This is a genomic window from Rhodoplanes tepidamans (genome assembly GCF_030813915.1).
GTDB lineage: Bacteria > Pseudomonadota > Alphaproteobacteria > Rhizobiales > Xanthobacteraceae > Rhodoplanes > Rhodoplanes tepidamans.
The window spans coordinates 1-17,417 of the sequence record NZ_JAUSUJ010000032.1; the positions used below are offsets into that span (position 1 = coordinate 1).

Annotated in this window: 15 protein-coding genes and 1 pseudogene; 4 read left to right on the plus strand and 12 right to left on the minus strand. The window is 71.1% G+C overall.

Going from position 1 to position 17,417, the window contains the following annotated elements; genetic code table 11:
• Window positions 1-232: 232 nt before the first annotated feature.
• From J2S22_RS27270 to J2S22_RS27280, 3 genes are all read right to left on the minus strand, one after another.
• Window positions 233-1,015 carry a PAS and helix-turn-helix domain-containing protein gene (locus J2S22_RS27270; RefSeq protein WP_272779398.1) on the minus strand — a complete coding sequence of 261 codons (783 nt, stop codon included), beginning with the start codon at window positions 1,013-1,015 and terminating at the stop codon, window positions 233-235.
• A gap of 138 nt (window positions 1,016-1,153) precedes the next feature.
• Entirely contained in the window at window positions 1,154-1,918 is a 765-nt protein-coding gene (locus J2S22_RS27275) for a LuxR C-terminal-related transcriptional regulator (RefSeq protein WP_272779399.1), read from the minus strand.
• A 373-nt stretch (window positions 1,919-2,291) separates the two neighbouring features.
• Entirely contained in the window at window positions 2,292-2,957 is a 666-nt protein-coding gene (locus J2S22_RS27280) for a sensor histidine kinase (protein WP_272779400.1), read from the minus strand.
• A gap of 307 nt (window positions 2,958-3,264) precedes the next feature.
• Here J2S22_RS27280 and J2S22_RS27285 point away from each other — a divergent pair, with 307 nt between their 5' ends.
• Window positions 3,265-3,504 carry a hypothetical protein gene (locus J2S22_RS27285; protein WP_272779401.1) on the plus strand — a complete coding sequence of 80 codons (240 nt, stop codon included), beginning with the start codon at window positions 3,265-3,267 and terminating at the stop codon, window positions 3,502-3,504.
• Between the two features lie 40 nt (window positions 3,505-3,544).
• On the opposite strand, the gene J2S22_RS27290 is transcribed toward J2S22_RS27285, so the two are convergent.
• From J2S22_RS27290 to pufB, 3 genes and pseudogenes are all read right to left on the minus strand, one after another.
• Window positions 3,545-4,303 (minus strand): LuxR C-terminal-related transcriptional regulator, encoded by a 759-nt coding sequence (locus J2S22_RS27290; protein WP_272779402.1) that lies wholly within the window; start codon window positions 4,301-4,303, stop codon window positions 3,545-3,547.
• Window positions 4,304-4,781: 478 nt separating this feature from the next.
• Window positions 4,782-4,961, minus strand: coding sequence for a light-harvesting antenna LH1, alpha subunit (gene pufA / locus J2S22_RS27295; RefSeq protein ID WP_272779403.1), 180 nt, complete (start codon window positions 4,959-4,961; stop codon window positions 4,782-4,784).
• A gap of 21 nt (window positions 4,962-4,982) precedes the next feature.
• Window positions 4,983-5,123 (minus strand): annotated as a pseudogene (gene pufB / locus J2S22_RS27300) (light-harvesting antenna LH1, beta subunit); the annotation flags it as partial.
• Window positions 5,124-5,793: 670 nt separating this feature from the next.
• On the opposite strand from pufB, the gene purB reads away from it, so the two are divergent.
• Together purB and J2S22_RS27310 are read left to right on the plus strand one after the other, a co-directional pair.
• Window positions 5,794-7,104: an adenylosuccinate lyase gene (gene purB / locus J2S22_RS27305; RefSeq protein ID WP_272779404.1), complete on the plus strand. Its 1,311-nt coding sequence runs from the start codon at window positions 5,794-5,796 to the stop codon at window positions 7,102-7,104.
• 85 nt (window positions 7,105-7,189) lie between these two features.
• Window positions 7,190-7,441, plus strand: coding sequence for a type II toxin-antitoxin system ParD family antitoxin (locus J2S22_RS27310; RefSeq protein WP_272779405.1), 252 nt, complete (start codon window positions 7,190-7,192; stop codon window positions 7,439-7,441).
• 593 nt (window positions 7,442-8,034) lie between these two features.
• Here the strand turns inward: J2S22_RS27310 and J2S22_RS27315 are convergent.
• The 5 genes from J2S22_RS27315 to J2S22_RS27335 all read right to left on the minus strand — a co-directional run bounded on the left by J2S22_RS27315 (window position 8,035) and on the right by J2S22_RS27335 (window position 12,224).
• Window positions 8,035-8,829: an enoyl-CoA hydratase gene (locus tag J2S22_RS27315; protein WP_272779406.1), complete on the minus strand. Its 795-nt coding sequence runs from the start codon at window positions 8,827-8,829 to the stop codon at window positions 8,035-8,037.
• 69 nt (window positions 8,830-8,898) lie between these two features.
• Window positions 8,899-9,756, minus strand: coding sequence for a 3-hydroxybutyryl-CoA dehydrogenase (locus J2S22_RS27320; protein ID WP_272779446.1), 858 nt, complete (start codon window positions 9,754-9,756; stop codon window positions 8,899-8,901).
• Window positions 9,757-9,908: 152 nt separating this feature from the next.
• On the minus strand, window positions 9,909-10,547 hold the full coding sequence (locus tag J2S22_RS27325) for a 2-hydroxychromene-2-carboxylate isomerase (RefSeq protein WP_272779407.1): 639 nt from the start codon (window positions 10,545-10,547) through the stop codon (window positions 9,909-9,911).
• Window positions 10,548-10,739: 192 nt separating this feature from the next.
• Entirely contained in the window at window positions 10,740-11,459 is a 720-nt protein-coding gene (locus J2S22_RS27330) for a CoA-transferase (protein WP_272779408.1), read from the minus strand.
• A 12-nt stretch (window positions 11,460-11,471) separates the two neighbouring features.
• Window positions 11,472-12,224 (minus strand): CoA transferase subunit A, encoded by a 753-nt coding sequence (locus tag J2S22_RS27335; RefSeq protein ID WP_272779409.1) that lies wholly within the window; start codon window positions 12,222-12,224, stop codon window positions 11,472-11,474.
• 357 nt (window positions 12,225-12,581) lie between these two features.
• On the opposite strand from J2S22_RS27335, the gene J2S22_RS27340 reads away from it, so the two are divergent.
• Window positions 12,582-13,820, plus strand: coding sequence for a hypothetical protein (locus J2S22_RS27340; RefSeq protein WP_272779410.1), 1,239 nt, complete (start codon window positions 12,582-12,584; stop codon window positions 13,818-13,820).
• A gap of 115 nt (window positions 13,821-13,935) precedes the next feature.
• Here the strand turns inward: J2S22_RS27340 and J2S22_RS27345 are convergent, their stop codons facing one another.
• Window positions 13,936-17,304: an AAA family ATPase gene (locus J2S22_RS27345; RefSeq protein ID WP_272779411.1), complete on the minus strand. Its 3,369-nt coding sequence runs from the start codon at window positions 17,302-17,304 to the stop codon at window positions 13,936-13,938.
• Window positions 17,305-17,417 lie beyond the last annotated feature (113 nt).

Consider the following 17,417-nt stretch of genomic DNA (forward strand, 5'->3'; position numbering starts at 1 on the left):
CGGGATTACGGCCACGCAGGGCCGGGAATCCAACGAGCGGTCTCCGTCAGCTCGTCACTATGCCAGTGACAGCCGACAGATACAGGAATCCAGCCGAGAACTCCGAGATTGTCGCTGGATTCCGGGTTCGCGGCTTCGCCGCGCCCCGGAATGACGGCGAGCCGTTCAGCCGAATGCGGTGTGAGAGCGGGCCGACGCGCGTCCGATGGCGGCGAGGCCCCGGCGGCCGCCCTCACCCGGCGTCGGCGGTGACGCGAGCGGCGAGCGCCACGGCCTGCATGCGGTTGTCGAGGCCGAGGCGGCGCAGCACCGCGGCGACGTGCAGCTTGGCCGTGTTGGTGGAGATGCCGAGCGCCGCGGCGATCTCGCCGTTGCTGCGGCCCTGGCCGAGCAGCGCGAACACCTGGCGCTGCCGCCGCGGCAGCTGATCGACGATCGACAGCGGCGCGGCGCTGCGGCCGGCCTCGTCGGGCCGCGCCCCGGCGCCGCCCTCCCCGGCTCCCGCGGCCGCCGCATCGGCGGCCGGCGCGCGGGCCGGCGGCGCGCCGAGCGAGCGCTCGATCGCCTCCGCGACGGTGTGGACGATCGCCTCCACGGTCGCGGCCGGGACCTCGTCGGGCAGATGCAGGGCGCGCAGCCCGTCGCGCCCGAGCTCCGCCGGCAGCAGCACCGACAGGTCGAGATGCAGCAGCGAGACGCCGCGCGGGCGGCCTTCGCCGAGCGGCGTCGCGACCATGAGCATCCAGCGGGTGTCCCGCGACGAGCGGCACGGATAGACGCTGGTGACGAGGTCGCAATGCCCCTCGATCAGCGCCTCGATGCGGTGCGCCCGGTCGGGCGGGCAGAGCGACAGGTAGTTGAGGCCGCGGCCGCCGTCCGGCAGCGTCGCGCCGTTGGCCGGGCTCGGATCCCGCCAGGTCGCGTTGGTGTGCACGATGGTGCCGTCGGGATCGAGCACGGCGACGTTGGCGGCGAGCGAGCGCAGCGTCTCCAACCGGGCCAGGACGGTCTGCATAGGCTGGTCCCCCGCGAACCAGGTGTCCGGGGCAGCGTCACACGATCGTCAAGTTAGATTGACGTGCGGCATTGTCAATGAGGTCGGTCATCGACGGCGGCGCGAGGCGCGCGATGCGCCCGGCACCGGCCGGCCGCGTCACTCGGCGGCGTTGCAGGCGAGCGCGGCCTCGCTGCGCTCCTGCGACAGGCGGGCGCCGAGCGCCACCGCCTGCATGCGGTTGCCGAGACCGAGGCGGCGCAGCACGGCGGAGACGTGCAGCTTGGCGGTGTTCATCGAGATGCCGAGCGCGCCGGCGATCTGGGCGTTGCTCATGCCGCGGCCGAGCAGCGCCAGGACCTGGCGCTGGCGGCGCGGCAGGCCGGCCATCACGTCCGCCCCCTCGCCGTCCGGGCTGCGGCCCGGATCCGGCGCCGCCGCCGGCTCCGCCGGGCGCGCGAGGACGCGGGCGATGGTCTGCTCGACCGCCCGGACGATGGCGTCGCGGGTGTCGGCCGGAAGCTCCGCCGGGGCGTGGCTCGCCCGCGCCATGCGGTGGCCGAGCTCGGCCGGCAGCAGGCCCGACAGGTCGAGTCGCAGCACCGCGATCCGGCGCGGCCGCGCCACCGCGAGCGGCAGCGCCACCATCAGGATCCAGCGGGTGCGGGACGGGCCGTGGCTCGGGCAGACGGCCGTGAACAGGTCGGAGCGGCCGGCCACCACGGCGGTCAGGCCGGCCGCCTGCTCGGGCGTGCAGTGGGCGAGGAAGTCGCGGCCGATCCCGCCGTCGGGCGGCAGGCCGGTTTCGGCTGCGGCGCGCCGCCAGCCGGCATTGGCCTCGCGGATGATTCCCCCGGGGTCGAGCACCGCCGCCTGGAGCGGGAGCGACACCACGGACTCGATCGGCGCGGCGAGCATGACCATGGGTCGTCCATCGTTCGAGAACGGACCGGGCCGGTGAGTCCGACCCCGGACGCTCACTTATGTAAGGTTAGATTGACAGTCAAGGCTGTCAAGTAGGCAAACACCTGATCGTCGCGGCTAGTCGGGCCACCGCACGGGGCAGAGACGGGGAGAATCGCCCGGCGGCGAGTGTCAAGCCGGCCGTGCAGGCCCGTGCGGCCGCCCCTGCGGCGGGGCGGCGTGGCCGGACCGGCAGGAGGATCGGGACGGCGGAGAAGGAGCGGCGGCCCCCGCGGGACCGGGCCCGGCCGGAACCGGCCGGCAGGCGCGCCGGCCGAGTCGGCCCAGCGTCGTCGGCCGGGTCGGCGACGGATGCAGGCGGCGGGGGCGCGCGTCAGTGCCGGCGGGGCGGCGGCGGCACCGTGGTGGTCACCATCAGGCCGAGGCCGGTGCTCTCGAAGGTGACGACGGCGCCGAGCTGGCGCGACAGCGTCCGGATCAGCGTCATGCCGAAGCCGCCCTGGGCGACCGGATCGAAGGCCTCGGGCAGCCCGATCCCGTCGTCGCAGACGGTGAGCACGACGGTGCCGTCGGGATCGACCCGGCAGGCGACCTCGACGAGGCCGGCCGCGCCGGCCGGATGGGCGTGCTTGATGGCGTTGATGATCAGCTCGCTGGCGATCAGCGCCAGCCGGACCACCTGGCGGCCCGGCACCGCGCAGGCCGGCGCCACGTCGACGACGAGATCGAACGCCCGCGTGCGCCGCATCTGCCGCTCGATCTGGTCGCAGATGTCGTGGAGCATGCGGTGGAACGGCACGTTGCCGTCCTGGTCCGGCCGGAGGCTCCGGCGCTGCAGGCTCAGCAGCGTCTCGATGCCGGCGGCGGTCTCGGCCAGGAGATGGGTGACGAACGGCCCGGCGGCGGACCGGCGTGCCGGATCGAGGCGCGTCGCATGCGCCTCCAGGAGCCCGAGCACGAACCGCCTGGACAGCAGCTCCTCCACGTCGTCCATGGTGACGTCGTCGAGGTCCTCGAACCGGTCCGGGCGCAGCGTCATGATCCGCCTTTCGAAGCAACCATACGCGCGATCGGCGGCCGGAGGAAGGAACATTAAGTTGATTACTTTCGACGGCGCGACAGCGAAGTGTATATCGCCGATCTCTTCTGTTGCCTCATTGCAGATTACTTTTTTTAAGCCGATTTTTTATTATACCCATTTGACGCCCTCGGCTGACAGCGGGCAAAATGCACCGAATGAGTAAGTGGCGCCTCCGGATCATTCGGCGCCTGGTAAGCAATTGACGTCATTTGAGGATCGATCTACTGTCGGGACGATGTTCCGGGGAACAGGCCTGGGGGCTGTCATGGCGGATCTGGCACGCGAGGAACGACTGCAGATCATGCTCTCGCCGGCCGAGCTCGAGGCGCTGGACGACTGGCGCTTCGCCCGCCGGATGCCGAGCCGCGCCGCGGCCGTGCGCGAGCTGCTGAAGCGCGGTCTGGCGGCCGACGGCTTCGTGCAGGCGGACGGTCAGATGAAGTCGCAGGAGTTCGGCGTCATCGAGAGGCAGAGCGGCAAGGCGCCCGGCGACGGCAAGCCGTAGCCGCAGGGCGGTCGCCGCAGGACATCGCCGCGCGACCGGCTCAGGACGGCGGGACGGCCTTGCCGGCCTCCTGGCGTCCGCCCGCATACATCCGGGCGCCGAGCGCCACCGCCTGCATGCGGTTGTCGAGGCCGAGCCGGCGCAGGATCGCGGCGACGTGGAGCTTCGCCGTGTTCATCGAGATGCCGAGCAGGCCGGCGATCTCGGCGTTGCTCTTGCCCTGCCCGAGCAGCGCCAGCACTTCGCGCTGGCGCGCCGCCAGGCGGTCGGCGATCTGCGCCTTCTCCAGCGCCAGCGGCGGCTCGGCCCGCTTCGGCGGGGCGTCGCTGCCCAGCGTCTTGAGGATGGTCTGCTCGATCACCCGCACGAAGGGCTCGAACGCCGCGCCGAGCGACGGCTCCGGCAGGTGCGCCTCGCGCAGCCCGGTTCCCACCACGTCGGGCGGCAGCATGCCGGTGAGATCGAGATGCATCACCATCAGACCGGTCGGCGGGGACGCCGCGAGCGGCAGCGCGACCAGCAGGATCCAGCGGGTCCGCTCGGGGGCGTGGCAGGGATAGACGCAGGTGAAGACGTCGCGCCGCCGGGCGACGAGCTCGCGCAGCGCATGCGCCATGTCGGCCTCGCACAGGTCGAAATAGTTGGTGCCGCGGCAGGCGTCGGGCGTGCGCAGGCCGTTGGCGAGGCCGAAGTCGCGCCACGCGGCATTCACCTCGCTGATCGTGCCGTCGGGGTCGAGCACCGCGACGTTCAACGGCAGCGACGAGAGTGTCTCCAGCAGTCTGGCGACGTGACGCATGGTCGCCGCCCGCTCTCCGCCCCGCAGGACGCACGCTCCAGGTAAAATGATACGCCGATCTCGCGCCCGCGGCCAGCCGAAAGACGTCTTCGCCGGCCCCTCTGTGGCCTGCCATGTGGCCTGCCATGGGGTCTGCCCTGTGGCCGGCTCCCCTGGCGGGGCCGTTCCGGCGGGCCCGCCGCGCGGGACGCCGCGACGACGGCAGTCCCGTCGCGAGAGTCCCGTCGCGAGGCCCGGCGGTGGCGCGGGTCCTGATCGACGCGCCGAAGGACCGGTCACGACGGGGCGGGTCGGAGAGCGCCCGACCCCGCGTGAACGGTCCACCGGCAGCGGCACGCCCCGGCGGGGGATCCCGGGACCCGGGCCGCGGCGGGATGCAGCCGACGACCCGGGCTCCGTCCGACGGGACGACACCTCTAGGAGGTCGATGCCTCGGGGCTCGGCCGCGCAGACGGCCGGTCCGGGGCGCTCGACTAGATCACTTCGCCACGACCTTCTCGGCCGCCGTCTTGGCGTCGATGAAGTTGTAGCGCGGGTTGTTGAGCACGAACGCGTGGACCGCGACCGCGATCACGAGCGCGGCGATCCAGATCACCGGCAGCCAGGTCGACGGGTTGATCACCAGCCAGATCTTGTAGTCGTCTTGCGGGTTCGACATGTCGGTTCCTCCCGGTCAGAACCACGGCTTCCACGCCCACACGAGAACGTGGGCGAGAACCGCGATCACGACGAAGGCGCTGAAGGTGGTCTTGAACTGCGAGTGGAACTCGACAGCTTCCTGTTCGGTCAGGCCGGACAGGCTCCGAGTCGGGTCAGCCATCTTAACTACCCTCCCATCAGGGTTGCCGCGGGACGCCTCGACGCCCGTACGGCGGGTTTGCCGTGGCACGATCGCCACGGCCTCCTGTCCACCCGGCGAGCCGGGCGAGACATCCGAACGGTGTGGCACCCTGGGGACCGTATTCGCCGCGCTCGATTTCGGCCGGAGATCGTCTTCATACCCGTGTACGCAATATACAAACCTCTTCCACGCGCCGGCCCCGACCGGGAACGGCAAAGCAGAAGCGAGTACTCCGGAAACGATCAACGCAGCAAATATTGAAAGTTCTGTCCTCGTCGGCGATACTACACCGTACTGATGTCATGCTAACTTGACGCCCCCAGGTGTCAACGTCCATGAATACATAGTGCGACCGCGCTATGCCCGTCATGCCGGGGGATTACGGGACGCCGCTGCGGGCGGTGTCCGCGGCGGCCGCGCGGCGCCGACGCCACGGGGGCCCCGGGTTTCGATCGGCCCCCACCCTCCTCCGCGCCGGCCGACCGCCACCGCGGCGCGACTCGCCGGCCGCCTGATGCCGGACGCTGGCCGCCGGACGCTGGCCGCCGGACGACGCCGTGGCCCGGACGCGGCCGATCTGCTAGAGCGCGGCGACGATGTCGCGGGCCCGCTCCAGGGTGCCCGCGTCGGGCAACGAGCGAGTGCGTCCATGATTCCGCGTTACACCCGCCCCGAGATGGCCGCCATCTGGGACCCGCAGACCCGCTACCGGATCTGGTTCGAGATCGAGGCGCACGCGGCCGACGCCATGGCGGAGCTCGGCATCGTGCCGGCCGAGGCGGCGAGGACCATCTGGGCGAAGGGCAAGGACGCGGTGTTCGACGTCGCCCGCATCGACGAGATCGAGCGCGTCACCAAGCACGACGTCATCGCCTTCCTGACCCATCTGGCCGAGATCGTCGGCCCCGAGGCGCGGTTCGTCCACCAGGGCATGACCTCCTCGGACGTGCTCGACACCACCCTGGGCGTGCAACTCGCCCGCGCCGCCGACCTGCTGATCGCCGACGTCGACGCCCTGCTGGCCGCGCTGGAGCGCCGCGCCTTCGAGCACAAGCTGACGCCGACCATCGGCCGCTCGCACGGCATCCACGCCGAGCCGACCACGTTCGGGCTCAAGCTCGCCGGCGCCTATGCGGAGTTTTCGCGGGCCCGCGCCCGGCTGGTCGCGGCCCGCAAGGAGGTCGCGACCTGCGCCATCTCGGGCGCGGTCGGCACCTTCGCCCAGGTCGACCCGCGGGTGGAGGAGCACGTCGCCGCCAGGATGGGGCTCTCCGTCGAGCCGGTGTCGACCCAGGTGATCCCGCGCGACCGCCACGCCATGTTCTTCGCCACGCTCGGCGTGGTGGCGTCGTCGGTCGAGCGGCTGGCGATCGAGATCCGCCACCTGCAGCGCACCGAGGTGCTGGAGGCCGAGGAGTTCTTCTCGGCCGGCCAGAAGGGCTCGTCCGCGATGCCGCACAAGCGCAACCCGGTGCTGTCCGAGAACCTCACCGGCCTCGCCCGCATGGTGCGGGCCTATGTGACGCCGGCCCTGGAGAACGTCGCGCTGTGGCACGAGCGCGACATCTCGCACTCCTCGGCCGAGCGGATGATCGGCCCCGACTCGACCGTGACGCTCGACTTCGCCCTCGTCCGGCTCACCGGCCTGATCCACAGGCTGCTGGTCTATCCGGACAACATGAAGCGCAATCTCGACCGCCTCGGCGGCCTCGTGCACTCGCAGCGCGTGCTGATCGCGCTGACCCAGAAGGGCGTCAGCCGCGAGGACTCCTACGCCTGGGTGCAGCGCAACGCCATGAAGGTGTGGGGCGGCGAGTCGAACGACTTCATGGCCCTGCTGAAGGCCGATCCGGACGTGCGCACGAAGCTCTCCGACGCCGAGATCGAGGCCCAGTTCGACCTCGGCTGGCACCTGAAGCACGTCGACACGATCTTCCGGCGGGTGTTCGGACGAAGCTGACAAGGGCCGTTTACGCCGGCTCACGCCGAGCCGAGACTCGCGGAGAGAGGGAGGCCTCGACGCGCCCAAATCCCTGACCGTGACATTGTCGGACGAGCTGGCACGCCTCGTGGAGGAGCGCGTCGGCTCGGGTGCCTACATGGACGAGAGCGCCGTCGTCAGCGACCGCCTCCGCGCACTCCAGGCACAGGACACGACCATCGAACGGTGGCTCTGCGACGAGGTCGGCCCGACCTACGGCCGGGTCCGCGGCGGCACCGAGCCCCTGATTCCAGCCGACGAGGTGCTGGCCGACCTCGAAATCCGATATCGGCATCGCAAAGACCAGGGGCCCTGAGATGCCCGCGCGCGTCCTGTTCTCCGGCGCCGCGCGCGGACGATCCTGAAGACATCGGATCACCCTTGAGGACCAACACAGTCGCTGAGGTGGCTGCGCGAAGCGCAGCCCTCGAAGGGCGACGGCCCGGGCCGCATCCTTCGAGGCCCGGCTGCGCCGGGCACCTCAGGACGACGGGGTCAGGGTTCAGGGCCGTTGGTATCACACGGTCCGACTCGTCGTGCGCGGGCTCGATCTCGTCGGCGCCAGGTCGAGGTATCGAGCCTCCTGTCGGTCGTGCTCCGTGAAGGCGGAGCACCCGGCACGCCGTAGCTTTCCGGCCGAGACAACGTGAATTCGCCGGCGCTTTCTGAAATCTTTGCATGCCCTGGCGCGAAGGCGGGGACCCAGGGGCGGCAGGTCGTGGCGACCTGGTGTCCCGCTTCCGCGGGAACGCGCCAAGTGCATGATCCGCCCGTCCGCGGGCCGGACTCCACACCTCCGGCATCAGTGGCTCACGACGGACCGTGTATGGTCCCGGGCTCGCCGCCGACGCGTCGCTCCGGGACGGCCCGGACGTCTCTCGAAGCCGTCGCAGGCGGACGCCCCGCCCCTCACGGCCGCGCGGCGACGGCGTCGGCCCCGGCGAAATGCGGCGGGCGGCGGTCGATGAAGGCGGCCATCCCCTCCTTCTGGTCGTCGGTCGCGAACAGCGCGTGGAAGGCGCGGCGCTCGAAGGCGAGGCCTTCGGCGAGCGAGCTCTCGAAGGCGCGGTTCACCGCCTCCTTGGCGAGCAGCAGCGCGGCGAGCGGCATCGCGGCGATGGCCTCGGCCGTCTTCATCGTCTCGGTCATCAGGTCGGCGAGCGGCACGACGCGCGCGACGAGCCCCGACCGCTCCGCCTCGGCCGCGTCCATGATCCGGCCGGACAGGCACAGATCCATGGCCTTCGCCTTGCCGACCGCGCGGGTCAGCCGCTGCGTGCCGCCGATTCCCGGGATGATCCCGAGCTTGATCTCCGGCTGGCCGAACCGTGCGGTGTCGGCCGCGACGATCATGTCGCAGTGCATGGCGAGCTCGCAGCCGCCGCCGAGGGCGAACCCCGCCACCGCGGCGATCACCGGCTTGCGCACATGGGCGATGCAGTCCCAGGTCGCGGCGAAGTCGCCGAGCAGCACGTCGGAGAACGACTTGTCCGCCATCTCCCGGATGTCGGCCCCGGCCGCGAACGCCTTCTCGGATCCGGTGATGACGACGCAGCCGATCGACGGGGCCGCCTCGCAGCCGCGCAGAGCGGCGCTCAACTCGCCGATCAGCTCGGAGTTGATGGCGTTGAGCGCCTCCGGCCGGTTGAGGCGGATGACCGCGACCCGGCCGACGAACTCGACGATGATGGTCTTGTACGACATGGACAGTCCTCGTGACGCGGGCCGCGCGGCACGGTCGCGCCGCCGGCGCGACCGGCGGCCCGATCGGCCCTAGCGGGAGGGCGCGTAGGTGAAGAAGCCGCGGCCGCTCTTGCGGCCGAGATAGCCGGCGTCGCACATCTGCTTGAGCAGCGGGCTCGGGCGATACTTCGGATCCTCGAAGCCGTGGCTCAGCGTCTCCATGATGTCGAGCACGATGTCGAGGCCGATCAGGTCGGCGAGCGCCAGCGGCCCCATCGGATGGTTGGCGCCGAGCTTCATCATCGCGTCGACGTCCTCGGCCGACGCGATCCCCTCGTAGACGCAGTTGATCGCCTCGTTGATCATCGGCACCAGCACGCGGTTGACGACGAAACCGAAGCTGTCCCGGGCGAGCTTCGGCGTCTTGCCCACGGCTCGCGTCAGCGCGACGACGGTGTCGCAGGCGGCGTCCCCGGTCTGCAGGCCGCGGATGATCTCGACCAGCTCCATCATCGGCACCGGATTGAAGAAGTGCATGCCGACCACCCGCTCCGGCGCGGTCGAGACGGCGGCGAGCTGCGTCACCGAGATCGACGAGGTGTTGGTGGCGAGGATCGCGTCGCGGCGGCAGATCGCGTCGAGCTGGCGGATCACCGCGCCCTTGGTGGTGAAGTCCTCCAGCACCGCCTCGATCACCACGTCGCAGTCGGCGAGATCCGCCATCGCGGTGGTCGGGCCGATCCGCGCCAGCGCCGCGTCGCGGTCCGCCACGTCGAGCGTCCTGCGGGCGACCTGGCGGTCGAGGTTGCGGGCGATCGTCGCCATCGCCCGGTCGAGGAACTCGGGCTTGAGATCGCACATCGTCACCGGATGGCCGGCGGCCGCGAACAGCTGCGCGATCCCGTTACCCATCGTGCCGGCACCGACGACACCGATCCGACGAACCACAGACGACATCTTTCGACTCCATGTCCCGCCCGTCCGCGCGGCAGGCGGAGACGGCGCAGACGATCCTTCGAGCCTTGCGGCGGGGAGAGCGGCGGGCGCCGGCGGTGTGTGGTCCGTCGACACCCGCGCGCGGGGGGATTCGGTCGAGCGGTTCAGGCGGCCTTGCGCTGGATGCCGACCGGCAGATTGCTGATCCGGGCCCATTCACCCGTCTCGAACAGCGTGGGCTGCGCGAGATAGGAGAGGAACAGGCCGGTGGCGTCCTCGCCCCAGAACAGCTCGCCGTTCAGGTGGAAGGTCGGAACCCCGAAGACGCCGAGCGCGACGGCGCGATCCGTGTTGGCCCGCAGCCCGCTCTTCACCGCGTCGCTGGAGATGAACGCCTCGTCGGTCGGCGAGACGCCGAGCCGCGCGCACAGCTCGGCCCATCCGTCCGGCGTGTTGACGTCGCCGCCGTCACGCCAGATGAAGCGCATGATGGTCCGCGTCGTCTCCACCGTCGCACCGACCGCGACCGCCAGGCGCAGCGCCCGGATGGGATTGAACGGATGGGCGGGCGGCGTCTTGTAGGGCACGTTCCGCTCGATCGCCCGCTGCTGGGCGATCCGGTAGGTGAAGGTGCGCTTGGTCGGAATCTCCGCCGGGCCCTTGGTCTTCCAGTGATCCAGGATGGCACCGAGCACGATCGGCTTCGGCACGACCTCGACGTCCGGCGGCAGACGATGGAACTGCTCCTGCTGGATGTAGGCGAACGGAGAGATGACGTCGTAGAACCATTCGACGACAGGCATTGCAAACCTCGTGATCTTGCAGCGGCCGGGCCGGAGCGTCGTCCGGTCGACGCGACCCGCTCCCGTCGTCCCGCGGTGCCCGCCGACGGCGAGCTCGAGGGACGAGCGGCCCGGGCCGTCGCCCCTGGGCGCTCGCCCGGACAGAGGCGAGCACTTCGGGGTGACGGACTGATTCGGAATCGGCGGAAGGTGTCAGTTCAGGCCGAGCTTCATCGGGCCGAAGTCCGGCGCGACCTCGAACTCGGCCTCGGTGATGGCGCGGATGTCCTCGACCCCGAGCCCCGGGAACGCCTCGCGCAGGATCAGGCCGCCCTGCGGCTTCACGTCGAACACCGCCTTGTCGGTGACGATGACCTTGATGCAGCGCGTGCCGGTGAGCGGCAGGGTCGAGCGGCGCTTGACCTTGCTGTCGCCGGCCTTGTCGATGTGCTGGAGCGCCGCGATCACCCGCTTGACGCCGTAGCACAGGTCCATGGCGCCGCCCGGTCCGGGCCACCAGTGGCCGTTGCGCTTGGCCGCCCAGTTGGCCAGGTTGCCCTCCTGGTCGACCTCGAGGGCGCCCAGCACGGTGATGTCGATGAAGCCGTTGCGCATCGCGCCGAACGAGGTGGTCAGCGGCATCACGCAGGCGCCGGGCAGCAGCGTGATCGGCTCGCAGCCGGCATTGGTGATGTCGCTGTCGGCGTCGAGCGTCCCCGGCTTGGCGCCGAAGCCGAAGCAGCCGTTCTCGGCGTGGAAGATCACCGACATGCCCTTCGGCAGGTAGTTCGAGGTGAGGGTCGGGATGCCGAAGCCGAGATTGACGACCTCGCCGTCCTTCACCTCGGCGGCGCAGCGGCGGGCGATGATCTCGCGCGGGCTGAGACGGGCGAGGTCCGGCGAGCCGGGGCGGACAGAAACCTTCGCGTCCATGACGGGCACTCCTCAGGCGGCGACCGGCGCGAGACGGCCGAGCTTGATCCAGTGGTTGCGGTAGTGGTCCTGCTGCTCGGCCAGCGTCTGGCCCTGCACCACGGCGTCGATGAACGGTCCGGGGATGCCGACGCGGTCGGGCGGGATGGTGCCGACCGGCACGATCTCGTTCACCTCGACGATGGCGTAGTCGGCCGCCATCGCGATGTCGCACTGGTTCTGCGCGCTGGTGTAACGGAACTCGACATTGCCGAGCGGGTCGGCGCGCCAGCCCTTGACCAGCGCGACGTCGGCGCGGAGCGCCTCCTCGACGAAGTACTCCTTGCCGTTCAGCGTGATCTTCGGCTTGGGCTCGGTCAGCTGCGGGAACAGTCCGGGCTGGTCGAGGATGCCGATGCCGACCGGCACCAGCACGCCGCCGAGCCCCATCGCGCCGGCCCGCACCTTCTCGGCGACCGTGCCCATCGGATAGAACTGACGGACCATCAGCTTGTCGGCCAGATAGGCGTCGGACGACTCGGTCGTGGTGGCGACGTGGCTGGAGATCAGCTCCTTGACCAGTCCCTTGGCGTAGAGGTGCCCCTTGCCGAAGCCGCCGGTCATGCCCGGCGTGAGGGCGATCAGCGTGAGGTCGCCGACCTCGTGCTCGACCAGCCACTCGATACACCTGATCGGCTCCGCCGCACCGACGAATTCCCCGATCATCAATCGGCTGCCTCGGGAGACGCGCCGCATGGCGTCGTCCAACTGCATCACTTTGCTCATCGACTGCTCCGTTCCAGCGAACGTGTGTGAAGCCGGCGTCGACCGCGAACATTCCGTCCGTCGGTTCCGGGTCCCTGGGTATCGAGGCGGGTGCGCCGCGAGAAGTATGTTACGGTTAGACCACGCCCCGCCTCGTTGCGCCCGGCGCGCCGCGGTGCGGGCCGGCACCGCGGCCCGCCCCGGACCACCGCGCGTCCCGCCACCGGCCGCCGCCTCCCCCGTTCCCGACAGGGCACGATCGTCCTAACCGTAAGTTACTTCTGCGGCCCCGGCGGGCTCTCCATCATCCGCGCGTCTATCCGACAACCGGTTTGGGAGGCGGGCGGCGAAGCGTCGTCCCGCGCGCAGGAGACGAGCATGACAGATGCGATCTCGACGAGAGCCGAGAGATTTCAGATCAGCGGCAAGCTGTCCATCGGAGCGACCGGCGTGTTGCTCTGCTTCGCGTTCGCCGTGATCTACTGGCCGCTCTGGGGCACGCTGGCCAAGTGGTTCATCGGCTTCACGGCGGCCGAGGGACTGGCGAGCGCCGATCCCGCGCTCGCCCGGAAGTTCGTCGGCGTGTTCGCCGAAGGCACGTTCTTCTGGTGCGCGATCTGCGCCTGGATCTGGCAGACGCTGATCTTCGGCAATTACGGCAAGTACCGCTTCGGCACGGCGCAGCCGCTGGCGGGCGTGTGGTACACGGGCGTCAGCGTGGTGTGCGGAATCGCCGGCTTCCTGGCGCTGGTCGGCCTGATCGGACTCTGGTGGACGCCGTTCAACCTGCGCATCCTGCTCGCCCCGCGGACGCCCGACGAGCTGAAGCTCGCGCTCGAAGGCTGGGAGGCGTCGAACTTCTACGTCCTGCCGGTGATCATCGCCCAGATCCCCTTCGTGTCGCTGTTCCAGAAGAAGCCCTGGGCCGGCAAGGTCCCGCCGCCGCTCGACGGCGTCGGCCTGATGGCGACCAGCACGGCGGTCGCGCTGATCGTGTGGATGGCGCTGTTCGTGCCGAGCTTCTTCCATCTCGACATGGGCGGCCACCGGATCGTCGCGCAGCCGCTCGGCTCGTGGCCGCAGGTGCTCGCCTTCTGCCAGGGCTTCATCTTCTGGTTCCTGATTCCGGCCGAGGGCGGCGAGGGCTATCCCTACAAGGCGATCACCGGCAGGCAGCCGTGGATGGGGCTCTCCGGGCTCGCCATCGCGCTCGTCTGCGGCGGCATCGCGATGCCGGAGTTCTACGCATGGCTGGCCCGGAGCTTCCAGATCAATCCCGGCGTCAACCCCTACGTGACCGCTGCCTCGCTCGAGCTGTCGCTGATCGTCACGATGCTGTGCTGGCACCATCTGTTCGACGACTATCCGGGTCCCGACCTGGTGGCGGACGTCCGCCTGCGGGTCGCGGTCCGGGTCGTGATCTGGCTGGTGCTGGGCACCGTCTTCGGCTTCGGCTGGCTCCACGCCTACACGCTGCTGCCGTTCGCCGGCAACGATCTCGGGCTCGGCATTCCGATGATGGGCGTGCTCGCCGGCCAGTTCGCCCTGCTGATGGTGTTCCTGGTGTTCAACACGTTCTTCGACAAGTGGCCGGTCGTGCGCCGCAAGGCGGGCTGAAGCCGCGGGTCCCCGGTCCGGCCGGACGCCGGACATGACGAAAGGCGCGGAGCGGCCGTCGCGTCGCCGCCCCGCGCCCTCTCCCGACACCGAGGCGCCGGCGCGGCGGGCCGCGTCAGGCCGTTCGCTTGAGCAGCGGGGCGGCCTCGCCGGCCCGGCACGCCTCCACCTCGGCCAGCCGGGCGGCGGCGCGGCGCTCCAGCGCGACGGCGTCCTGGGCCCGCGCGACACTGATCGCCTGGCGGAAATGGCGGATCGCCGAGTCGTAGTTGGGAGTCGCCTCGGCCAGCGCGAACTCGCCGCTGACGCGCAGGATCTCGGCGTCCCACAGATGCTCGCTCTGCGACGCCGAGAACGACCAGGCGGCGTCGATCGCCGCCAGCCCGCGCTCGTGATCGCCGCCGAGATGGCCCTGCGCCATCGTGATCCACAGGATCGGCGACAGGAAGCCGCCCCACAGCCGCCGGAAGTCGTCGATCGCCGACGACATGGTGGCGAGCGCCGCGCGGTCGCCGAGGCGGAGCAGCGCGTGCCACGCCACGCCGAAGTCGCCGAGCGGACGCCAGTGGGCGAAGCCGTGCTCGTCGCTGAGCTTGCGCAGCTGTCCGCCGTGCTCGGCGGCGCTGTCGATCGCGCCGCGCAGGATGTCGAGGATCACGTGCCACCCGAGCGCCATCGCCTGGCTGGGCGCGTGGTTCTGCGCGGCCGCGGTGGTCAGCGCGCGGCTCGCAGCGGCGGTCGCCGCCGTCTCGTCTCCCTGCAGCCACAGCGCCCAGGCGCTGTAGGCGGCCGCCGCGACCCCGGCGTCGTAGCCGTGCGACGGCTTGTAGCGGCGGATGTCGTAGCGGAGCAGCACCTTGTCGAGCCAGGCGCGCGCCGTGACGAGGCGGCCCTGATAGAGGGCGCTCGTCCCGATCATCCGCCGCGCCTCCAGGAGCAGGTTGGCGTTGCGGGCCCGCGCCGCGTTGTTGGCGCAGTTGCGGGCCAGATCGGTCGCCTCCTCCCACTTGCCGCGACCGGCCAGATAGGTCCAGCAGCCGGCGAAGGCGGCGGCCTCCTGCTCGCGGGTGCCGAACTCGCGGCACAGCGTCCGGGCCCGCTTGTAGAGCGGATAGAGGCCGGAGGCGCCGTAGCCCTTGGTGATGCGGATCACCACGCCGAGCGCGGTGAGGATGTCGGCCTCGAGCCGCTTCGGGCGCTCGGCCGCCGGAATGCGGTCCAGCGCCTTGAGGCCGGCTTCGAGGTGGTGCTGCGCCTCCTCGTTGGCGAAGACCCGCATGGCGGCCTGGCCGGCCTCGAACCACAGCGGCGCCGACTCGTGCGGGCGGTCCGCCTTGTCGAAATGCGAGGCGATGAACTCGGGGCGGCGGTCCACCGCGAAGCGCGTCCGGGTCGAGAGCGCGCGGGCGATGCGCTCGTGAAAGGCCCGCCGCTGCTGCGGCAGGATCGACTCGTAGGCGGCGTCGCGCAGCAGGATGTGGCGGAAGCACAGGAAGCCGTTGCAGTCGTCGACGACCGGCAGGAGGATCTCGTCCTCGATCAGCTGGCGGATCGCCGTGGCGAAGGTGGCCGACGGCACGTCGAGGAGCGCGGCCAGGAAGTCGCCCTGGAAGTCGCGGCCGATCACCGAGGCCATCTGGGCCAGCAGCCGGTTGTCGCCCAGGCGGTCGAGCCGCGCCATGAACAGGTCGATGAGGCTGCCGGGGACGCCGTCGGGCGGCGTGCCGGGCGCGACCACGGTCCGGGCCAGCTCCTCGATGAACAGCGGGATGCCCTCGGCCTTCTCGACGATCGAGCCGCGGCAGTCCGGCGTGATCGCGCCGGGGCCGACGATCTCGTCGATCAGATGCTCGGCGTCGCTGTTTCCGAGCGGCGCCAGCTCGAGGACCGTCGCGCGCGGCAGCCGGCGGATGCAGGCCTCCGCCTCCGGCCGCGTGGTGACGACCAGGAAGACCGGCGCCGTCGCGATGGTGCGCGCCAGCAGATGGACGAACTCGCGGGTCGAGGGATCGAGCCAGTGGGCGTCCTCGACGACGAGCAGCAGCGGCCCGCGCCGTGCCGCGCCGAGCGTCAGCCGCACGAGCAGCGCCAGCGTCAGGTCCTTGCGCTGCCGCGCCGGGAGGTCGGCCAGCCGGCCGTCCTCGGGCAGGCCGAACAGCGATTCGAGCAGCGGCTGGGCGAGCGCGTCCGTCTCGTCGGCGCGCCGGAGCAGCGCCGCGAGCTTGTCGAGGATGGCCGGCGTGTCGTCGTCCTTGCCGATGCTCGCCGCCTCGGCGACCCGCTTGCGGATCGGCGCGAAGGAGCAGCCGCGGTCGGTCGGCAGCGCGCGCAGCAGCCAGCGCTCCGCCGCCTGGCTCTCGATCGTCGCCCACAGCTCCTGGACGAGACGCGACTTGCCGATTCCCGGCTCGCCGGTGACGACGGCGACCTGGCCCTCGCGGGCGACGACGCGCGACCAGCGTCCGCGCAGCAGGCCGAGCTCGTGCTGACGGCCGATCAGCGGCGACGCGCCGATGTGCGGAAGCACGTCGCCGAGCGGACTGACCGCGGTCACCCGCCACGCCGTGCCGCCGGAGGCGAGCTGCATGGCCGCCGTCTCGGTCTGGCAGATCCGCGGCGTCAGCCGGCGCGTGGCGTCGGAGACGAGAACGCCGCGCGGCGGCGCGTGCGAGAAGATCGTCGTGGCCATCCCGACGACGTCGCCCAGCAGGGCCGGCGCCACCCGGTTCGGCGAGCCGCCGATCGACCCGCTCACCGCCCATCCGGTGGCGACGCCGGCGCGCGCCGCCGCTCCGGACAGGACGGGATGATCGTTCAGCGCCGTGACGATCTCCATGGCGGCCATGACGCCGCGATGCGCCGCGTGCTCGAGCGACTGCGGCCAGCCGAAGAACGCGACGAAGCGATCGGCCCCCTCCTCCGCGAGCCGTCCGCCGAACGCCTCGGTGATCCGCGCGCAATGCTCGCGGAAGGCCGGAAACGCCTCGTGGATCGAATCGCCCGGCCCGCTGCCGTCGTCGCTGCACAGCCCGCACGACACCACCGTGACGTGATGGCGGCACGGCGACGTGGCGGCCGGCGCCGGCTCGCATCTGGTGGTGCCGCCGTGCGACGGATGCACGAGACGCGGAACGTAGCATCCCTTCGGAATGTGCAGGACCGCCGGCTGGCCGGCGCCGGAGCCGCGCGCGTATTCGGCGAGCAGGCGGCGCAGCCGTCCGGCCTCGACCCGCACCACCGCGTTGCTGCTCGGATCGAACGAGGCGTCCTTGCCGAACACCGACAGCGCGATCCCGTATTCCTTGATCGACTTCTCGCGCCCGGCGAGCCATTCGCCGACCAGGAACGCGAGCAGCGTCGCCATGCGGGGCGACGCGACGAACTCCGGACTCGCGATCGTACGGGACAGGACCGCGCCGACCTCCTCCGGGTCGAAACCGACCGGCTCCGGTCGCGTCGTGGTCGTCGTCTCCAACAGCGCCATGCTCTCCACCGCAGATTTCCGGCGGGATTGCGGGGCGGAAACGATGGCGAGTCAATGCGGGGAACCACTGCCTGCGGGCCGTGCGGCGCGCGGATCCGGGCTCCCGGGCCGAT